General features: G+C 62.1%; 15 protein-coding genes. 3 read left to right on the forward strand and 12 right to left on the reverse strand.

Annotated features, from left to right (window positions below):
- The 10 genes from P5704_004235 to P5704_004280 form a co-directional block, all read right to left on the reverse strand.
- Positions 1 to 1,218: a benzoate/H(+) symporter BenE family transporter gene (locus tag P5704_004235; protein WOF79710.1), complete on the reverse strand. Its 1,218-nt coding sequence runs from the start codon at positions 1,216 to 1,218 to the stop codon at positions 1 to 3.
- A 121-nt stretch (positions 1,219 to 1,339) separates the two neighbouring features.
- On the reverse strand, positions 1,340 to 2,278 hold the full coding sequence (catA, locus tag P5704_004240) for a catechol 1,2-dioxygenase (protein ID WOF79711.1): 939 nt from the start codon (positions 2,276 to 2,278) through the stop codon (positions 1,340 to 1,342).
- A gap of 70 nt (positions 2,279 to 2,348) precedes the next feature.
- Positions 2,349 to 2,639, reverse strand: coding sequence for a muconolactone Delta-isomerase (catC, locus tag P5704_004245; GenBank protein ID WOF79712.1), 291 nt, complete (start codon positions 2,637 to 2,639; stop codon positions 2,349 to 2,351).
- A 15-nt stretch (positions 2,640 to 2,654) separates the two neighbouring features.
- The gene (locus P5704_004250; GenBank protein ID WOF79713.1) at positions 2,655 to 3,776 is read right to left on the reverse strand and encodes a muconate cycloisomerase family protein; all 1,122 of its coding nucleotides are present in this window, start codon (positions 3,774 to 3,776) and stop codon (positions 2,655 to 2,657) included.
- Between the two features lie 29 nt (positions 3,777 to 3,805).
- Positions 3,806 to 5,149 carry an MFS transporter gene (locus tag P5704_004255; protein ID WOF79714.1) on the reverse strand — a complete coding sequence of 448 codons (1,344 nt, stop codon included), beginning with the start codon at positions 5,147 to 5,149 and terminating at the stop codon, positions 3,806 to 3,808.
- 105 nt (positions 5,150 to 5,254) lie between these two features.
- Complete coding sequence (locus P5704_004260; GenBank protein WOF79715.1) at positions 5,255 to 6,034, reverse strand: 1,6-dihydroxycyclohexa-2,4-diene-1-carboxylate dehydrogenase; 780 nt, start codon at positions 6,032 to 6,034, stop codon at positions 5,255 to 5,257.
- 72 nt (positions 6,035 to 6,106) lie between these two features.
- Complete coding sequence (benC, locus tag P5704_004265) at positions 6,107 to 7,117, reverse strand: benzoate 1,2-dioxygenase electron transfer component BenC (protein ID WOF79716.1); 1,011 nt, start codon at positions 7,115 to 7,117, stop codon at positions 6,107 to 6,109.
- Positions 7,118 to 7,127: 10 nt separating this feature from the next.
- Positions 7,128 to 7,616, reverse strand: a complete 489-nt coding sequence (gene benB, locus P5704_004270) for a benzoate 1,2-dioxygenase small subunit (protein WOF79717.1) — start codon at positions 7,614 to 7,616, stop codon at positions 7,128 to 7,130.
- Positions 7,617 to 8,978, reverse strand: a complete 1,362-nt coding sequence (benA, locus tag P5704_004275; GenBank protein WOF79718.1) for a benzoate 1,2-dioxygenase large subunit — start codon at positions 8,976 to 8,978, stop codon at positions 7,617 to 7,619.
- A 237-nt stretch (positions 8,979 to 9,215) separates the two neighbouring features.
- Positions 9,216 to 10,169 carry an AraC family transcriptional regulator gene (locus tag P5704_004280; protein ID WOF79719.1) on the reverse strand — a complete coding sequence of 318 codons (954 nt, stop codon included), beginning with the start codon at positions 10,167 to 10,169 and terminating at the stop codon, positions 9,216 to 9,218.
- Between the two features lie 403 nt (positions 10,170 to 10,572).
- Here P5704_004280 and dusA point away from each other — a divergent pair, with 403 nt between their 5' ends.
- Positions 10,573 to 11,508, forward strand: coding sequence for a tRNA dihydrouridine(20/20a) synthase DusA (gene dusA / locus P5704_004285; GenBank protein ID WOF81169.1), 936 nt, complete (start codon positions 10,573 to 10,575; stop codon positions 11,506 to 11,508).
- 132 nt (positions 11,509 to 11,640) lie between these two features.
- Positions 11,641 to 12,567 carry a transaldolase gene (gene tal / locus P5704_004290; protein ID WOF79720.1) on the forward strand — a complete coding sequence of 309 codons (927 nt, stop codon included), beginning with the start codon at positions 11,641 to 11,643 and terminating at the stop codon, positions 12,565 to 12,567.
- Here tal and P5704_004295 read toward each other — a convergent pair whose 3' ends face one another.
- Positions 12,568 to 13,050, reverse strand: a complete 483-nt coding sequence (locus tag P5704_004295) for an STAS domain-containing protein (GenBank protein WOF79721.1) — start codon at positions 13,048 to 13,050, stop codon at positions 12,568 to 12,570.
- Positions 13,047 to 14,231 (reverse strand): response regulator, encoded by a 1,185-nt coding sequence (locus P5704_004300; GenBank protein WOF79722.1) that lies wholly within the window; start codon positions 14,229 to 14,231, stop codon positions 13,047 to 13,049. Before P5704_004300 ends, P5704_004295 begins: the two co-directional genes overlap by 4 nt.
- A gap of 194 nt (positions 14,232 to 14,425) precedes the next feature.
- Here P5704_004300 and P5704_004305 point away from each other — a divergent pair, with 194 nt between their 5' ends.
- Positions 14,426 to 14,725: a PilZ domain-containing protein gene (locus tag P5704_004305; GenBank protein ID WOF79723.1), complete on the forward strand. Its 300-nt coding sequence runs from the start codon at positions 14,426 to 14,428 to the stop codon at positions 14,723 to 14,725.
- Positions 14,726 to 14,731: the final 6 nt, after the last annotated feature.

Below are 14,731 nucleotides of genomic sequence, written 5' to 3' on the forward strand. Positions count from 1 at the left end.
TCAACGCGCCGGCTGCTCCTTGCGACCGTTCGCACCAGACAGCACCGGCGTCGGCTTGCGCAGGCCCAGCAGCAGATGAGCAGAGATGCCGAAGATCAGCCCCCAGAATGCCGCCGACAGCCCGAGAAAGGACATTCCCGACGCGGTGACCAGGAAAGTGATCAACGCTGCCTCGCGATCAGCGGGCACCGCCATTGCCGCGCTCAATGCGCCACCTATCGCCGCGAGCAGCGCCAGCCCGGCCAGCGCGGCGATCAATGCGGCAGGGAATGCGGTGAAGATCGAGACCAGCGTCGCCCCGAAAATGCCCAGCAGCAGATAGAAGACGCCACCGGAAATCCCCGCGACGTAACGTTTGGACGGGTTCTCGTGGGACTCCCGGCCGGTACAGATCGCCGCCGTGATCGCAGCCAGGTTCAGTCCGTGACAGCCGAACGGTGCCAGCAGTAGCGAAGCCAGTGCACTACTGCTGATTAGCGGGCTGGCCGGTGTGTCGTAGCCGTCATTACGCAGGACCGCCATGCCGGGAACGAACTGTCCGGTCAACGCCACCATCACCAACGGGAAGGCGATATTGAGGATGACCTGCCAGCTGAAGTCCGGGGTAATCCACACCGGCGTTGCCAACCCGATAACCAGTGCTTCGCTGCGTAGCTCACCCGAGGCAATGGTGATCGTCACACCGACGATCAGTACCGCGAGCACTGCGTAGCGAGGCAAGGCACGCTTGAACAGCAGATAAGTGCCAAACATCGCCAGTACCAGCCAAGGCTGCTCCCTGACCGAGACGAACAGCCCGGTGCCGAAACGGAACAGGATGCCGGCCAGCATGCCCGCAGCGATGGCGGCCGGCAGGCGATTGATGATCCGGTCGAACGCACCTGACAGGCCCACCAGCAGTACCACCACGCTGGTGACGATGTAGGCGCCGACCGCCTCGTTCAGCGTGATGTCCGGCAACATGGTCACCAGCAGCGCCGAACCGGGCGCCGACCAAGCGATGATGATGGGCACCCTGTAGCGCACGCTGAGCAGGATGCCGAGCACGCCGCTGCCGATGGAGATGGTCCACACCCATGACGAGAGCACGTCATGCGGCATGCCACCGGCCTTGGCAGCCTGGAAGATGATCACCAGCGGACCGGCGTAGGAAATCACGGTCGCGATGAAGCCAGCGACCACGGCGGAGAGCGAGAAGTCTTTCATCAGAGCGTTCATGTCGCCTCGCAAGACAGGCCTGGCGATCCGTGGTCTTGGCCCGGATCACTCTTGTTATGAATGTAGCGGCTGCACTACCGGTGCAGCGCGGTGCCCGGGCACGCGCGGACGCCGCGGCCTATCAGGCTTGCTGCAGCGCGCGCGGACGCTTGCTGCGCTGCTCGGCTTGCGGAGCCGGCGCCTGCTGCAGCTGGAAGTCGAAATCCACTTCGGCAAAACGCCCCTGCACGCCCCGTGCACGCACGGCTTCGGCATCGTCGATAAAGCGAATGTCACCGATCAGGCCGTCGCGCGTGGCGTAGGCGAAGTCGTCCCAGAGGTACTTGTCGCCGGCCAGGTTGATCTGCGTCGTCAGGTGGCGATGACCGGGCGCAGAGATGAAGAAATGAATGTGCGCCGGCCGCTGGCCGTGGCGGCCGAGCTTGTCCAGCACTTCCTGAGTCGGGCCGTCAGGCGAGCAACCGTAGCCGGACGGCACGATGCTGCGCGCGCGGTAGTAGCCGTTCTGGTCGGTGACGATGCGGCGACGCAAGTTGTAGTCGGACTGGCTCTTGTCGAAGTAGGAATAGTTGCCCTTGGTGTTGGCGTGCCACAGGTCGACTACCGCACCGGCAAGTGGCTTGCCGTCCGGACCGGTGACGCGGCCCTGCAGGAACATCGTCGTGGCGACGCCCTCCTCGCTGCCATCGTCCATGCGTGCTTCACCTTCAGCGATCGGAGCGCCAGCGACGTAAAGCGGCCCTTCGATGGTGCGCGGTGTGCCGCCAGTCAGGCCCTGCTGTTCGTCCTTGGCATCCTCCAGCAGATCGAGAAAATGCTCCAGGCCGAGACCCGCGACCAACAGCCCTGCCTCGTGGCGGCCGCCCAGACGATTCAGGTAGTCCACCGCTTTCCAGAATTCATCCTGGGTGATTTCCAGATCCTCGATGATCTTCGCAGTGTCGACCAGGATGCGGTTGACCACCGTCTTCATACGGCTGTTGCCTTCGTCGTTATTGAAGCCGCTGGCTTCCTTGAAGAACTGCTGGATTTCAGGGCAGTGGGAGATTTTCACAGTCATGGCTCAGGCCTCGTCTTGTAGTTGTGGTGACGCGGTAGCTGGCCGGCGCATTCCGGCCATTGAAACTCGATCAGCGGTCGTCTTCACGAATCGACGACGGGTGCCGGCACAGCGCGTTGACCTCGATCTCCATGTAGGGGAAAAGCGGTAGCTGCATCAGGGTGTCGTGCAGTTCCTGCACGCTGGCCACATCGAACACGCTGTAGTTGGCGTACTGCCCGGCGATACGCCAGAGGTGGCGCCACTTGCCCTCGCGCATCAGGCTTTGCGCCAGTTCCTTCTCGTCTGCCTTGAGCTTGGCTGCCTTTGCCGGGTCCATATCAACGGGCAGTTTTACGATCATCTTTACGTGGAACAGCATCTTTCCAACCTCCATTTACTGACGGGCAAAGAACGCCAGGCGCTCTTCATCGAGGGTCAGGCCGAGGCCCGGCGTGCGCGGCACTTGCAGCTGGAAGTCGCGGTAAACCGGCGCTTCGGTGACGATTTCTTCGGTGAGCAGCAGCGGGCCGAACAGCTCGGTGGCCCAGGTCAGCTTGTTGAGGGTGACGAAGGCGTGCGCCGAGGCCAGGGTGCCGACCGAGCCTTCGAGCATGGTGCCGCCGTACAGCGCAATACCTGCCGCTTCGGCGATCTGCGCGGTGCGCAGCACGGCACGCGGACCGCCGTTCTTGGCGATCTTCAGGGCGAAGATGCTGGCCGCGCCGTCGGCGGCCAGGCTGAAGGCGTCCTCGACGCTCTCGATGGACTCGTCGGCCATGATCGGCGCCGGGCTGCGCTGATTCAGGCGCACCTGCCCGCCACGGTTGATCCGCGAGATGGGCTGTTCGATCAGGTCGATGCCGTTGTCGCCGAGGATGCGGCAGGCGCGCAGGGCCACCGATTCGTCCCACGCCTGATTGACGTCGACGCGCACGCTGGCACGCTCGCCAAGGGCCTGCTTGATGGCGATGACGTGCTTGAGGTCGGCGTTCACCTCGCCGGCGCCGATCTTCAGCTTGAAGATACGGTGGCGGCGGATGTCGAGCATGCGCTCGGCCTCTTCGATGTCTTTCGCCGTGTTGCCGCTGGCCAGCGTCCAGGCGACTTCCAGGCTGTCACGCACGCGACCGCCGAGCAGCTCGCTGACCGGCAGCCCGAGGCGCTTGCCCTGAGCGTCCAGCAGTGCGCTTTCCAGACCAGACTTGGCGAAGGTGTTGCCCTTGGTCGCCCTGTCCAGGCGCAGCATGGCCGCGTTGATATTCGCCGCATCCTGCCCCACCAGCAGCGGGCCGAGGTGGCTATCGATGTTCTGCTTGATGCTCTCCGGGCTCTCGTTGCCGTAAGCCAGGCCGCCGATGGTGGTGGCCTCGCCAATGCCTTCTATGCCATCGCTGCACCGCACGCGGATGATCACCAGCGTCTGCTGCTGCATGGTGTGCATCGCCAGCTTGTGCGGGCGGATGGTCGGCAGGTCGACGACGATTGCCTGGATACGTTCGATCAGGATGGGGCTCATAGCGTTTTCCGAATTACCAGTGTCAGGGTTCACGCCTTGGCCGCCGATAGCACGACTGGTGCGGCTTCCGGGCTGCGCTTGCTGGAGATGGCGAAGGCGGCCATGGCCAGGGCGGCGATGACGCCCGGGACGGCGAAGGCGATGAAGTTGAGTTGCAGCGGCAGGTTGATGCCCAGCAGCGCACCACCCAGCAGCGGGCCGACGATGGCGCCGTTGCGACCGATGCCCGAGGCCCAGCCGAGACCGGTGGAGCGGATCGACAGGCCATAGAACTGCGCCGCGGTCGCGTACAGCAGGATCTGCGTGCCGATCACGGTGGCGCCGGCGATGAAGATCAGCGTGTAGAGCACGGGCATCGGCGTCTTGAAGCCCAACAGGCTGATGGAGGCCACCGACACGGCGAAGAAAATCACCACCACCTTGGACAGGTTGTAGCGATCACCCAGCCAACCGCCGAGGATGGCACCGGCCATGCCGCCGAAGTTCAGCGCGAGCAGGAACGATAGGCTCGAACCCAGGCTATAGCCGGCGTTGGCCATCAGCTTCGGCAACCAGGAGCCCAGCGCGTAGACCATCAGCAGACAGCAAAAGAATGCCAGCCACAGGGAGAAGGTGCGCACGCCACGGCCTTCGCGGAACAGCTCCAGCACCGAGGCGCCCTTGCCCTTCACATCGGTCATCACCAGTTCATCGGCTGCGCTCAGTTGGCGGCTCGGATCAACCTTGTTCAGCAGCGCTCGGGCCTGCTCGCCGCGACCCTGGCGGACCAGGAAGCCGACCGATTCGGGCAAGTACCAGAGAATCACCGGCAACAGCAGCAGCGGCACCGCAGCGGCGAAGAACATCGCTTCCCAGCCGAAGCGCGGCAGCATATAAATCCCGAGGCCCGCCGAGAGCATGCCGCCCAGCGAGTAGCCGCTGAACATGACGGCCACCAGCGTGCTGCGCAGTTTCTTCGGCGCGTATTCATTCATCAGCGCCACCACATTGGGCATCAACCCGCCGCAGCCGAGGCCAGCGAGAAAGCGGAAGATGCCGAATTCGGTGGGCGTGCTGGCGAAACCGTTGAGCACGGTGGCGCCGCTGAACAGCACGAAGCAGATGGCGATGCCTTTCTTGCGGCCGATGCGGTCGGCCAGGGTGCCGAACACCAGCGCGCCGAACATCATGCCGAACAGCGCGTAACTGCCCAGCGCACCGGCCTCGAGCGGGCTCAGCCCCCATTCCTTCATGATCACCGGCAGCACCACGCCATAGATGAACAGGTCGTAGCCGTCGAAGATCAGCAGCAGTGCGCAGAGGCACACGACGAGCCAGTGAAAGCGGCCGAAGCGCGCGTTATCGATGATTTCGTGAACATCTACTTTTCGCATGGCAAGACTCTCTATTGTTTTTGTTAGTCGCGGGTCGGCCGCGGCGGTGAGTCACCGCGCCGCCGATGTGCCTTGGCGTCGTCCGGTCAGGCCGGTCTACGTGATTCAGCCGATATCGCCACCACCGACCGGCAGGGTCACGCCGGTGATGTAGGACGCATCGTCCGAGGCGAGGAAAAGGATGGCGCCGGCCTGTTCGTCGATCGTCCCGTAGCGTTTCATCAGGGTTGAGTCGACGGTCTGATCGACGATCTGCTGGAACCAGATCTTTTCCTGTTCACTCTGCTCCGCAGCGTTGCGCGGGATGCGCCGCGGCGGCGCTTCGGTACCGCCTGGTGCGGTGGCGTTGATGCGGATGCCGCGCTGGGCGTTCTCGAACGCCAGGCAGGCAGTCAGCGCGTTAACGCCGCCCTTGGCCGCGCCGTAGGGCACGCGATTCACGCTGCGCGTGGCAATAGACGACACGTTGACGATGGAGCCGACACCTTGCTCCAGCATGTGTGGCAGCGCGGCATGGCAGCACCACAGCGTGGGGAACAGCGAACGGCGCACTTCGGCCTCGATCTCGTGTTCCTGGTAATGCTCGAAGGGCTTTGCCCAGATGGTGCCGCCGACGTTGTTGACGAGGATGTCGAGGCGGCCGAACCGCTCCTTCGCCGCATCCATGACACGATGGCAGTCGGCAAACTGCTCGAGATCGGCGGTCAGCGTCAGCACCTCGACGCCCTTCGCCCCCAGCTCATCGGCCAGTTCGTGGACGAGCTCGGAACGGTCGACCAGAATCAGCCGCCCCCCCTCTTCGCCCATGCGTTCGGCCACGCGGCGGCCGATGCCCTGGGCCGCACCGGTAATCACGGCGACCTTGTTCTGAAAACGTGTGTTCATCTACCCAACCTCTGAAATGGCGAGGGATTCGGTGGGCAATGCGGCGCAGTTGCCCACCCTACGGCTGGCTGATCAGGCGCTGGCGGCGAACTTCTCGTAGTAGAAGTTCGCCGGCTCCAACCCTTGCTCGCGGATGAACCCGCTGACCGCCTCGACCATCGGCGGCGGGCCGCAGAGGTAGATATCTACTTCACCATCATTCAAATGCCTGGGCTCGATGTGCTGGGTCACGTAGCCCTTCTGTGGATAGGCGCTGGCCGGGCTGGCGACGCAGGCGCTGTAAGTGAAGTTGGGAATGCGCGCAGCGAAGGCCTCGAGCTTGTCCATCTCCACCAGGTCGTGGTCGTGGGTGACACCGTAGATGAGGTGCAGCGGGTGCTCGCTGCCGTGCTCGGCGATCTTCTCCAGCATCGCCGTGAACGGCGCCAGGCCGGTGCCGCCGGCCAGCAACAGCAGCGGCCGCTTGATCTCGCGCAGGTAAAAAGCACCCAGAGGACCGGCCAGATTGACGCTGTCACCGGCCTTGGCGAGGTTGGTCAGGAAGCTGCTCATCAACCCGCCCGGCACGTTGCGGATCAGGAAGCTGACCTCGCCGTCTTTCTGCAACGAGCTGAAGGAATAGGCGCGGGTCTGATCGCTGCCGGGCACCTGCAGGTTCACGTACTGCCCGGGCAGGAACGCCAGCTGGTTCAGCGACTCGCCCTTGATCGACAGCGCGATGGTGCTCTCCGACAGCTGGCGCACGTTGCTGATGGCAGCCTGGTAGTTGGCCTGCTGGGTCTTGCAGATGTCCGAGGCGGCCGGCACGCGAATTATGCAGTCGCTTTCGGCACGCATCTGGCAGGTCAATACATAGCCCTGCTCGGCTTCGGCTTCGCTCAGCGCGTCCTCGATGTATTCCTCGCCAAGGTCGTAGCGACCGCTTTCGGCGAAGCACTTGCAGGCCCCGCAGGCGCCATCCCGGCAATCGAGTGGGACGTTAATGCCTTGGCGGTAGGCAGCGTCAGCGACGGTTTCACCGATGTTGGCGTCGATGAAACGGGTGACGCCGTCTTCGAAGTTCAATGCGATCTTGTGAGTCATGGCGGCGCCCTCAGAGGTGGTAAACGTCGATCATCTGGCGGATGTAGTCATTCTTCAGCACGACCTTCTTGGCCTTGATCAGCGGGTTCTCGCCGCGCGTATCGAGGGTGTAGAAGCTGGTGCCGTAGAAGTGGTCGACCGTCTTGTAGCGAAAGCTCATCGTGTGCCAGTTGAAGCGCAGCTTGCAGACACCGTCGGCCTGCTCGAGCAGCTCGAGGTTGCTGATGTTGTGACTCGTGCGAGTGTCCGGAATGGTCGCGCTGGAGCGCTCGGTGCGGATGCGGAATACCCGGTCTTCCAGGCCGCCGCGGTTGCCGTACCAGATCAACGAGATTTCACTCATCGGATCCTTGGTCAGCTGGTCGCGGTCATCCCAGGCCGGCATCCAGAAGGTGGCGTCCGGCGCATAGAGTTCGAGCCAGGCATCCCAATCCTTGTCATCCAGATAGCGCGCTTCGCGGTAGAGGAAGTCGCGTGCGGCTTCGTAAGTCAGGCTCATTTACGCGCCCTCCACATGGATCAGTTGATCCTGCTCTTGCTGCACCGCCTTGATCATCTGCTGCTGCCAGTAGTGGTGCTGCAGCACGAACAGGCCTTCATCCTCGGTGCGCGCGCCGCTCATCAGCGGATGCAGGTCGACCTCCTGCGCGCCCTCGTCGGCGCCGTCGATCCAGTGCTTGGCCCCGCGGGACATGTCGTTCCATTCCATCGCACGGCCGGCGAAGCCCTGCTGGCAGGCGCGGAACTCTTCGAGGTCATCCGGCGTGGCCATGCCGCTGACGTTGAAGAAGTCTTCGTACTGGCGGATGCGACGGGCGCGGGCTTCGGCACTCTCACCCTTGGGCGCGATGCAATAGATGGTGACTTCGGTCTTGTCCACGGACAGCGGTTTGGCGATGCGCAACTGCGAGCCGAACTGGTCCATCAGGTACAGGTTCGGGTAGAGGCAGAGGTTGCGCGAGTTCTCGATCATCCAGTCGGTGCGTGCCTGGCCGAACTCGGCGATCATCTCGTCGCGGCGGGCGTACAGCGGGCGGTCTTCCGGGTTATCCCAGCGGGTCCAGAGCAGTAGATGGCCGTTCTCGAAGGAGTAGAAACCACCGCCCTTCTTGCCCCAGCCGCCGGCGCTCATCGCACGGATATCGTCTCCCGCCTCCTTGAGCTTGCGCTGCTGCTGGGTGGCGGCGTAGTTCCAATGCACGGCGGTGACGTGGTAGCCATCGGCGCCGTTCTCGGCCTGCAGCTTCCAGTTACCTTCATAGACATAGGTGGAGGAACCGCGCAGGACCTCGATGCCTTCCGGCGACTGGTCGACCACCATGTCGATGATCTTCTTCGACTCGCCGAGAAACTCCTCCAGCGGCGCGACATCCTCACGCAGGCTGCCGAACAGGAAGCCGCGATAGGACTCGAAGCGCGCGACCTTCTTCAGGTCATGCGAGCCGTCGCAGTTGAAGCTGTCCGGGTAGCCGGCTTCCTTGGGATCCTTGACCTTGAGCAGCTTGCCCGAGTTATTGAAGGTCCAGCCGTGGAATGGGCAGGTATAGGTCGCCTTGTTACCGCTCTTGAAGCGGCAGAGCATGGCGCCGCGATGGCTGCAAGCATTGATGAAGGCGTTGAGTTCGCCATCCTTGTTGCGGGCGATGAAGATTGGCTGACGACCCATCTGGGTGGTGTAGTAGTCGTTCTTCTCGGGGATCTGGCTTTCGTGAGCGAGGTACAGCCAGTTGCCCTCGAAGATGTGTTTCATCTCCAGATCGAACAACCGAGGATCGGTGAACATTTCGCGCTTGCAGCGAAAGACGCCCTTCTCTTTATCTTCTTCTAGCAGCGAATCAAGGTAGTCGAATCCCAGGGACATGGCCGGGGCCTCCATTGTTATTGTTTCTACGTGATGAAGGCTACGGCGTGGGGAACGGGATCAATATCCGATTTCTGCAGGACCTCTATCCGTTTTCTGCAAAGCGCAAACGGACAGATTGACGCAGGCGCGCAGGAAGACGCCCACGCATCACGCGGGGTGACAAGCAGCGAATGCGCAGTGACAGGGAAAGAAAAAAGAGCCGCTTCCGTCGGACCGCCGCGACTCAAGGGGGACTCAGTGATGGCGGCGCAGGGTATCCGAAGGCAGCTCGCCGAAGGTGCTCTTGTAGCTTTCCGAGAAACGCCCCAGATGCATGAAGCCGTAGTCCATGGCGATCTCGGTGATGTTGCGCACCCTGGCCGAAGGATCGCTCAGCCGACCATGGATCTGCTCCAGCTTGCGCTGGCGGATATAGGACTTCGGCGTGGTGCCGACCTTGCGCTCGAACAGCAGATAGAGCGAGCGCAGGCTCATGTTGGCCAGCTCGGCCAGCTGCTCGACGGAAATGTCACGCTTCAGATGCTCATCTATATAGTCGGCAATCCGCCCGAAGGACGGGCAACTGTCGCCAAACGGATCACGGCGGATGTTGCTGGCCAGGCTACAGAGCAGCTTGCTGGCGATGATGCGGCTGTACTGTTCCTGAATCTGCGGAATGCTCTGCTCGGATCCCGCCTCCTGGCAGATCAAACCAAGCAGGCTGCCAAACCCATCGAGTTCACTGAGCGCATGACGGTTGCTGCCGAAGCGAATCCCCTCCGCCGGAGCCTGCCATTGGTTTTCGCTACAGGCCTTTTCCAGAAAGGAGGCTGGCAGTTTGACGATGAGCTTCTCGCAGTCATCCGAATAGGTCAGATCGACCGGATCGTCCGGATTGATCAGCAACAGCTCACCGGGGGTGAAATAGTGCTCCTGACCCCGCCCGCGCCACAGGCAATGGCCGCGCTGCAGCAGCTGCAGGTGATAGATGGTTTCAAGCGCCGGCGACGTGACATGAACGCTGCCACCGTAACTGATCTGGCACAGATCGAGCTTGCCGAACTTGCAGTGGCTGAGGCTGGCTTGCGGGCTGCCGGTGCGCGGCAACTGGATGCAGTGCACCCCCACGTGCTGATTGACGTAGTCCGACACTGCATGCGGATCGGCATGCTCGAAGATCCTGCTTTTTTCGTTCAGCAGTCGTTCCATCACCAGGCACTCGCATTGTTCTTATAGTCGACCGGGCCATCGTCAAGGATGCCGGTGGCGATTCCTGCCACGCACCTGCATGCTCAGGCTTGACCTGCGTCAAGAATATCGCTTCGTTCGAGCATAGGAGATTCGACCAACGAACGACACCCCGTCGTTCGGTGACCGAACGGTTTTTGACTTGGCCGTTGGACAGGCACCGAGAAAAGCAGTCGCCGCTGATCCGGACTGGATGACAGCTTGCAAGCCGGTCGCTGGTCCATGGGCGCCATCCTGTATAATGCCGCCCCCATTTACCGCTCGTGTGCGCCTGCACCGACTCTCCAAGTTATCCGGCTCGATAGTGCAAAGTCCTCGTTCGAATCAGTCTGTTGCCAGTAGAAAGTTCTCCGTCGCACCCATGATGGATTGGACGGACCGCCATTGCCGCTATTTCCTGCGCCAGCTTTCCAAACACGCCCTGCTCTACACCGAGATGGTCACTACCGGTGCGCTGCTGCACGGCGATGCGGCGCGCTTTCTGCGCTACGACGAGAGCGAACACCCGCTGGCGCTGCAGCTGGGCGGCAGCGTGCCGGGCGATCTGGCGGCTTGCGCGAAGCTCGCCGAAGCCGCGGGTTATGACGAGGTGAATCTGAACGTCGGCTGCCCCAGTGATCGGGTACAGAACAACATGATCGGCGCCTGCCTGATGGGTCACCCGTCGTTGGTGGCCGATTGCGTCAAGGCGATGCGCGATGCGGTAGATATCGAAGTCACCGTCAAGCATCGCATCGGGATCAATGGCCGCGACAGCTATGCCGAACTGTGCGACTTCGTCGGTCAGGTGCGCGACGTCGGCTGCCGCAGTTTCACCGTACACGCGCGCATCGCCATCCTCGAAGGGCTGTCACCGAAGCAGAACCGCGAAGTGCCGCCATTGCGCTACGATGTCGCCGCGCAGCTGAAGAAGGACTTCCCGGACCTCGAGATCATCCTGAACGGCGGCATCAAGACGCTGGACGAGTGCCGCGCGCACCTGCAGACCTTCGATGGCGTCATGCTCGGCCGCGAGGCCTACCACAATCCCTATCTGCTGGCCCGCGTAGACCAGGAGCTGTTTGGTAGCGAGGCGCCGGTAGTCAGCCGGGCACAGGCACTGCGCAACATGCGGCCCTATATCGAGCGGCACCTGAGCGAAGGTGGCGCGATGCATCACATCACCCGCCATGTACTCGGTTTGGGTCAGGGCTTTCCCGGCGCGCGGCGCTTCCGCCAGCTGCTTTCAGTGGACATCCACAAGACGAGCGAACCCCTGGCGTTGCTCGATCAGGCGACGGCGCTGCTCGAAGGGCACTGAAGGCTCCGCACGCAAGGAACGCAACCCCGGCATTTCGATCAAAGGCCAGGCGCATCCGGGTCCACCCGCTCGTTGAGCAGGCTGATTGGCTCGGGTAAGGTCATGCCACTCACAGGACGGAGCCCCTCTTACATGACTTCCAAGCTGGAACAACTCAAGCAGTTCACCACCGTCGTCGCCGATACGGGCGACATCGACGCCATCGCTCGCCTGAAACCGGTGGACGCCACCACCAATCCTTCACTGCTGCTCAAGGCCGCGGCCATGCCGCGTTACGCCGATGATCTGTCGAACGCGATGAAACAGTGTCAGGGCGACATCGGCCTGGCGTGCGACCTGTTCGCCGTCGCGGTAGGCAAGCAGGTTCTGGAACTGATCCCCGGACGCATCTCCACCGAAGTCGACGCGCGACTGTCGTTCGACACTCAAGCCATGGTCCAGCGCGGTGAACGTCTGATCGGCCTTTACGAGCAGGCCGGCATCAGCCGCGAGCGCGTATTGATCAAGATCGCCTCGACCTGGGAAGGCATCCGCGCAGCGGAACAGCTGGAGAAAGCCGGCATCCAGACCAACCTTACCCTGCTGTTCTCCTTCACCCAGGCCGTGGCATGCGCCGAGGCCGGCGTGTTCCTGATTTCACCGTTCGTTGGCCGTATCTACGACTGGTACAAGAAGCACGAAGGCCGTGATTACCAGGGCGCGGAAGATCCAGGCGTGCAGTCGGTCAGCCGCATCTACGACTACTACAAGGCTCACGGCTACAAGACGGTGGTGATGGGCGCGAGCTTCCGCAACGTCGGACAGATCGAGGCACTGGCGGGTTGTGATCGGCTGACCATCAGCCCGGAACTGCTCGGCGACCTGGCTGAGGCCAGCGGCACACTGGAGCGCAAACTGCAGCCCGGTCGCGAGTCAGAGCCGCGTATCAGCCTGGATGAGAAGAGTTTCCGCTGGGGCCTGAACGAGGATGCGATGGCGACCGAAAAGCTCGCCGAAGGCATCCGTCAGTTCGCGCGGGATCAGGAGAAACTCGAAGCCCTGCTGGCCAAGCTGGCCTGATCAGGATCGCTCCAATGCGGTGACGAGGTCATGGAAGGCCTCGCGATTGGACTCGTTGAGGCTCATCAGGATGCGGTGGGCCTCCAGCACCTTGGCCTTCACCACCTCTTCGGACTGATCCTGCGATGGCAGGTCGGCCAGGCACTCCGGACATGGCAGCGGCGTGTCGACGATGTTGAACACCTGATCGAAGCCCATCGACTGCAACAGTCGGGTGATGTCCGGGTGGGTGGTAACCAGGGTGGGCAGCATGCCCACCTTCTGCCGCGACAGGATCGACAGCTTGGCCAGCAGGCCCAAGGTCGTGCTGTCGATGCTGCGGCTCTCGGTCAGATCGATGACGATCGAAGAAAAATTGCGTGACGAGAATATCTTTTCGATCGTTGCATCCAGCGCCGAACAGAGCGTCAAACGAATTTCACCTATGAACTTCAGAACAAAGGTGCCATCCATCTCGGCGAACTGGATTCTACCAGTACTCATGCAAGGTTCCTGCTCAACACCAGCAAGGCGATATCGTCGGGCATGTCAGCCAGTTCGGCCAACCCGAAGACTCGACGTAATCCATCCAGCGTGCCACCGGCCTCGGTAATCAGACCGGGCAACGCGGACTCTTTGTCTTTGAGTGTGTCGCCGGGCAAAAGGTCCAGAATGCCATCGGAGAGCAACGTCAGGCTGAAGGTCTCCGGCAGCTCCAGCTCGAAATCCTGATAGGTCGCCTCGACGAACAACCCGACCGGCAGACCACGCCCTTCCAGATAGTGCGCGCCCTCCCCCGTGTACAGCACCGGCATGGGCAGATGCCCGCCAATGCTGTAGTGCAACACATTGCGCTCTTGATCGATCACGCCACCGAGCATGGTGACGTGCTTGCCCAGCTTGCAATTGATCAGCCCGCGATTGATGTGGTCGAGCACTTCCGACGGCTTGAACTCGCGCAACGTGCCGCCGCGGCGCGATTCGTACAACAGTCGCGTGGTCATGAACTTGAGCAGCACGGTCACGAATGCCGACGAGGCGCCGTGACCGGACACATCGGCCAGGTAGAAACCGATACGCCGCTCATCCACCCGGAAGTAGTCGACGAAGTCACCCGACAGGTACAACGACGGAATGATCTGGTGGGCGAAGTCGAAACCGTCGACGCTCCAGGGCGTCACCGGCAGCATGTTCATCTGAACCTGGCGGCCGGCGTCCTGATCTTCCTGCAACAGATGCAGGCTGGCTTGCAGATCGCGATTGGCCGTTTCGAGCTGCTCGCGATAGCGGCGGTTTTCCAGGCGCAGACGGGAACGGTCCAACGCCCGGCGTACCGAATGCTCGAGCATCGCCAGGTCTTCGAGTGGCTTGATCAGGTAGTCGGCGGCGCCCAGGCGCAGGGCCTCAACCGCATCGCTCATCACGCCGGCACCGGAAACCACGATCACAGGGAGGTCGAGCTGGCGTTCGCTGATCTGACGGATAAGTTCGAGGCCATCCATCTGCGGCATGCGCAGATCGCAGATAACCAGATCGGGCTGTTCCGACTCGAAGAGCTCCATGCCCTGCGGGCCATTGCCGGCCTGCAAGACACGAAAACCACTGTCATCCAGATAGGCAGCCAGACTGGCTCGAACCACATCGTCGTCATCTATGATCAGCAGCGTCGCGCTTGGTTTATGCATGTTCCTACCAGGCGGGGTCGCCAGGATGATTGGCGAAAACATTGGCCCCGCATGATGCCGGGCTTGGGTTCGTTTCAAGGCGCAGACGGTACTCCCATACGATCGGGGTTTCAAGCCGACCGGCTGGCGCCTTTACAGGTCGAATTGAGGGGAGCTATAAGAATGCCGCGAACCATATATAAAAGGTTGAAACCATGAGCCAGAAAGACCGCGATTACAGTGAAAAACGCGATTTCATCCGGATGCAGATCGAAACCACCGTTGCGCTGGAACATGGCGACACAAAAATGAGCGGCACCTGTATCGACCTCTCCAGTACCGGCATGCAGGTTCTGGCCAGCGCCCAACTACGCATGGGCGATAAGGTCCGCGTACTCATTCCGTCCGAGCACAGCGAGCTGAAAGGGCTGGACGCGCAGACAGAAGTCGTACGCGTCAGCCAGCTCGACGATGGCCGGCAAAGCCTGGGGCTGGCAATCCTTTCGATGTCCTGACCTTGC

Origin of the sequence: Pseudomonas sp. FeN3W, assembly GCA_030263805.2 — a bacterium.
Lineage (GTDB): Bacteria > Pseudomonadota > Gammaproteobacteria > Pseudomonadales > Pseudomonadaceae > Stutzerimonas > Stutzerimonas stutzeri_G.

What these genes read in the sequence shown, in the direction of transcription:
- P5704_004255 (WOF79714.1), bottom strand. Translation starts at nt 5,149, where the DNA reads ATGCGAAAAGTAGATGTTCACGAAATCATCGATAACGCGCGCTTCGGC.
- P5704_004300 (WOF79722.1), bottom strand. Translation starts at nt 14,231, where the DNA reads ATGCATAAACCAAGCGCGACGCTGCTGATCATAGATGACGACGATGTG.
- P5704_004250 (WOF79713.1), bottom strand. Translation starts at nt 3,776, where the DNA reads ATGAGCCCCATCCTGATCGAACGTATCCAGGCAATCGTCGTCGACCTG.
- benA (WOF79718.1), bottom strand. Translation starts at nt 8,978, where the DNA reads ATGTCCCTGGGATTCGACTACCTTGATTCGCTGCTAGAAGAAGATAAA.
- P5704_004280 (WOF79719.1), bottom strand. Translation starts at nt 10,169, where the DNA reads ATGGAACGACTGCTGAACGAAAAAAGCAGGATCTTCGAGCATGCCGAT.
- benC (WOF79716.1), bottom strand. Translation starts at nt 7,117, where the DNA reads ATGACTCACAAGATCGCATTGAACTTCGAAGACGGCGTCACCCGTTTC.
- P5704_004235 (WOF79710.1), bottom strand. Translation starts at nt 1,218, where the DNA reads ATGAACGCTCTGATGAAAGACTTCTCGCTCTCCGCCGTGGTCGCTGGC.
- dusA (WOF81169.1), top strand. Translation starts at nt 10,573, where the DNA reads ATGGATTGGACGGACCGCCATTGCCGCTATTTCCTGCGCCAGCTTTCC.
- catA (WOF79711.1), bottom strand. Translation starts at nt 2,278, where the DNA reads ATGACTGTGAAAATCTCCCACTGCCCTGAAATCCAGCAGTTCTTCAAG.
- P5704_004305 (WOF79723.1), top strand. Translation starts at nt 14,426, where the DNA reads ATGAGCCAGAAAGACCGCGATTACAGTGAAAAACGCGATTTCATCCGG.
- P5704_004295 (WOF79721.1), bottom strand. Translation starts at nt 13,050, where the DNA reads ATGAGTACTGGTAGAATCCAGTTCGCCGAGATGGATGGCACCTTTGTT.
- benB (WOF79717.1), bottom strand. Translation starts at nt 7,616, where the DNA reads ATGAGCCTGACTTACGAAGCCGCACGCGACTTCCTCTACCGCGAAGCG.
- catC (WOF79712.1), bottom strand. Translation starts at nt 2,639, where the DNA reads ATGCTGTTCCACGTAAAGATGATCGTAAAACTGCCCGTTGATATGGAC.
- tal (WOF79720.1), top strand. Translation starts at nt 11,641, where the DNA reads ATGACTTCCAAGCTGGAACAACTCAAGCAGTTCACCACCGTCGTCGCC.
- P5704_004260 (WOF79715.1), bottom strand. Translation starts at nt 6,034, where the DNA reads ATGAACACACGTTTTCAGAACAAGGTCGCCGTGATTACCGGTGCGGCC.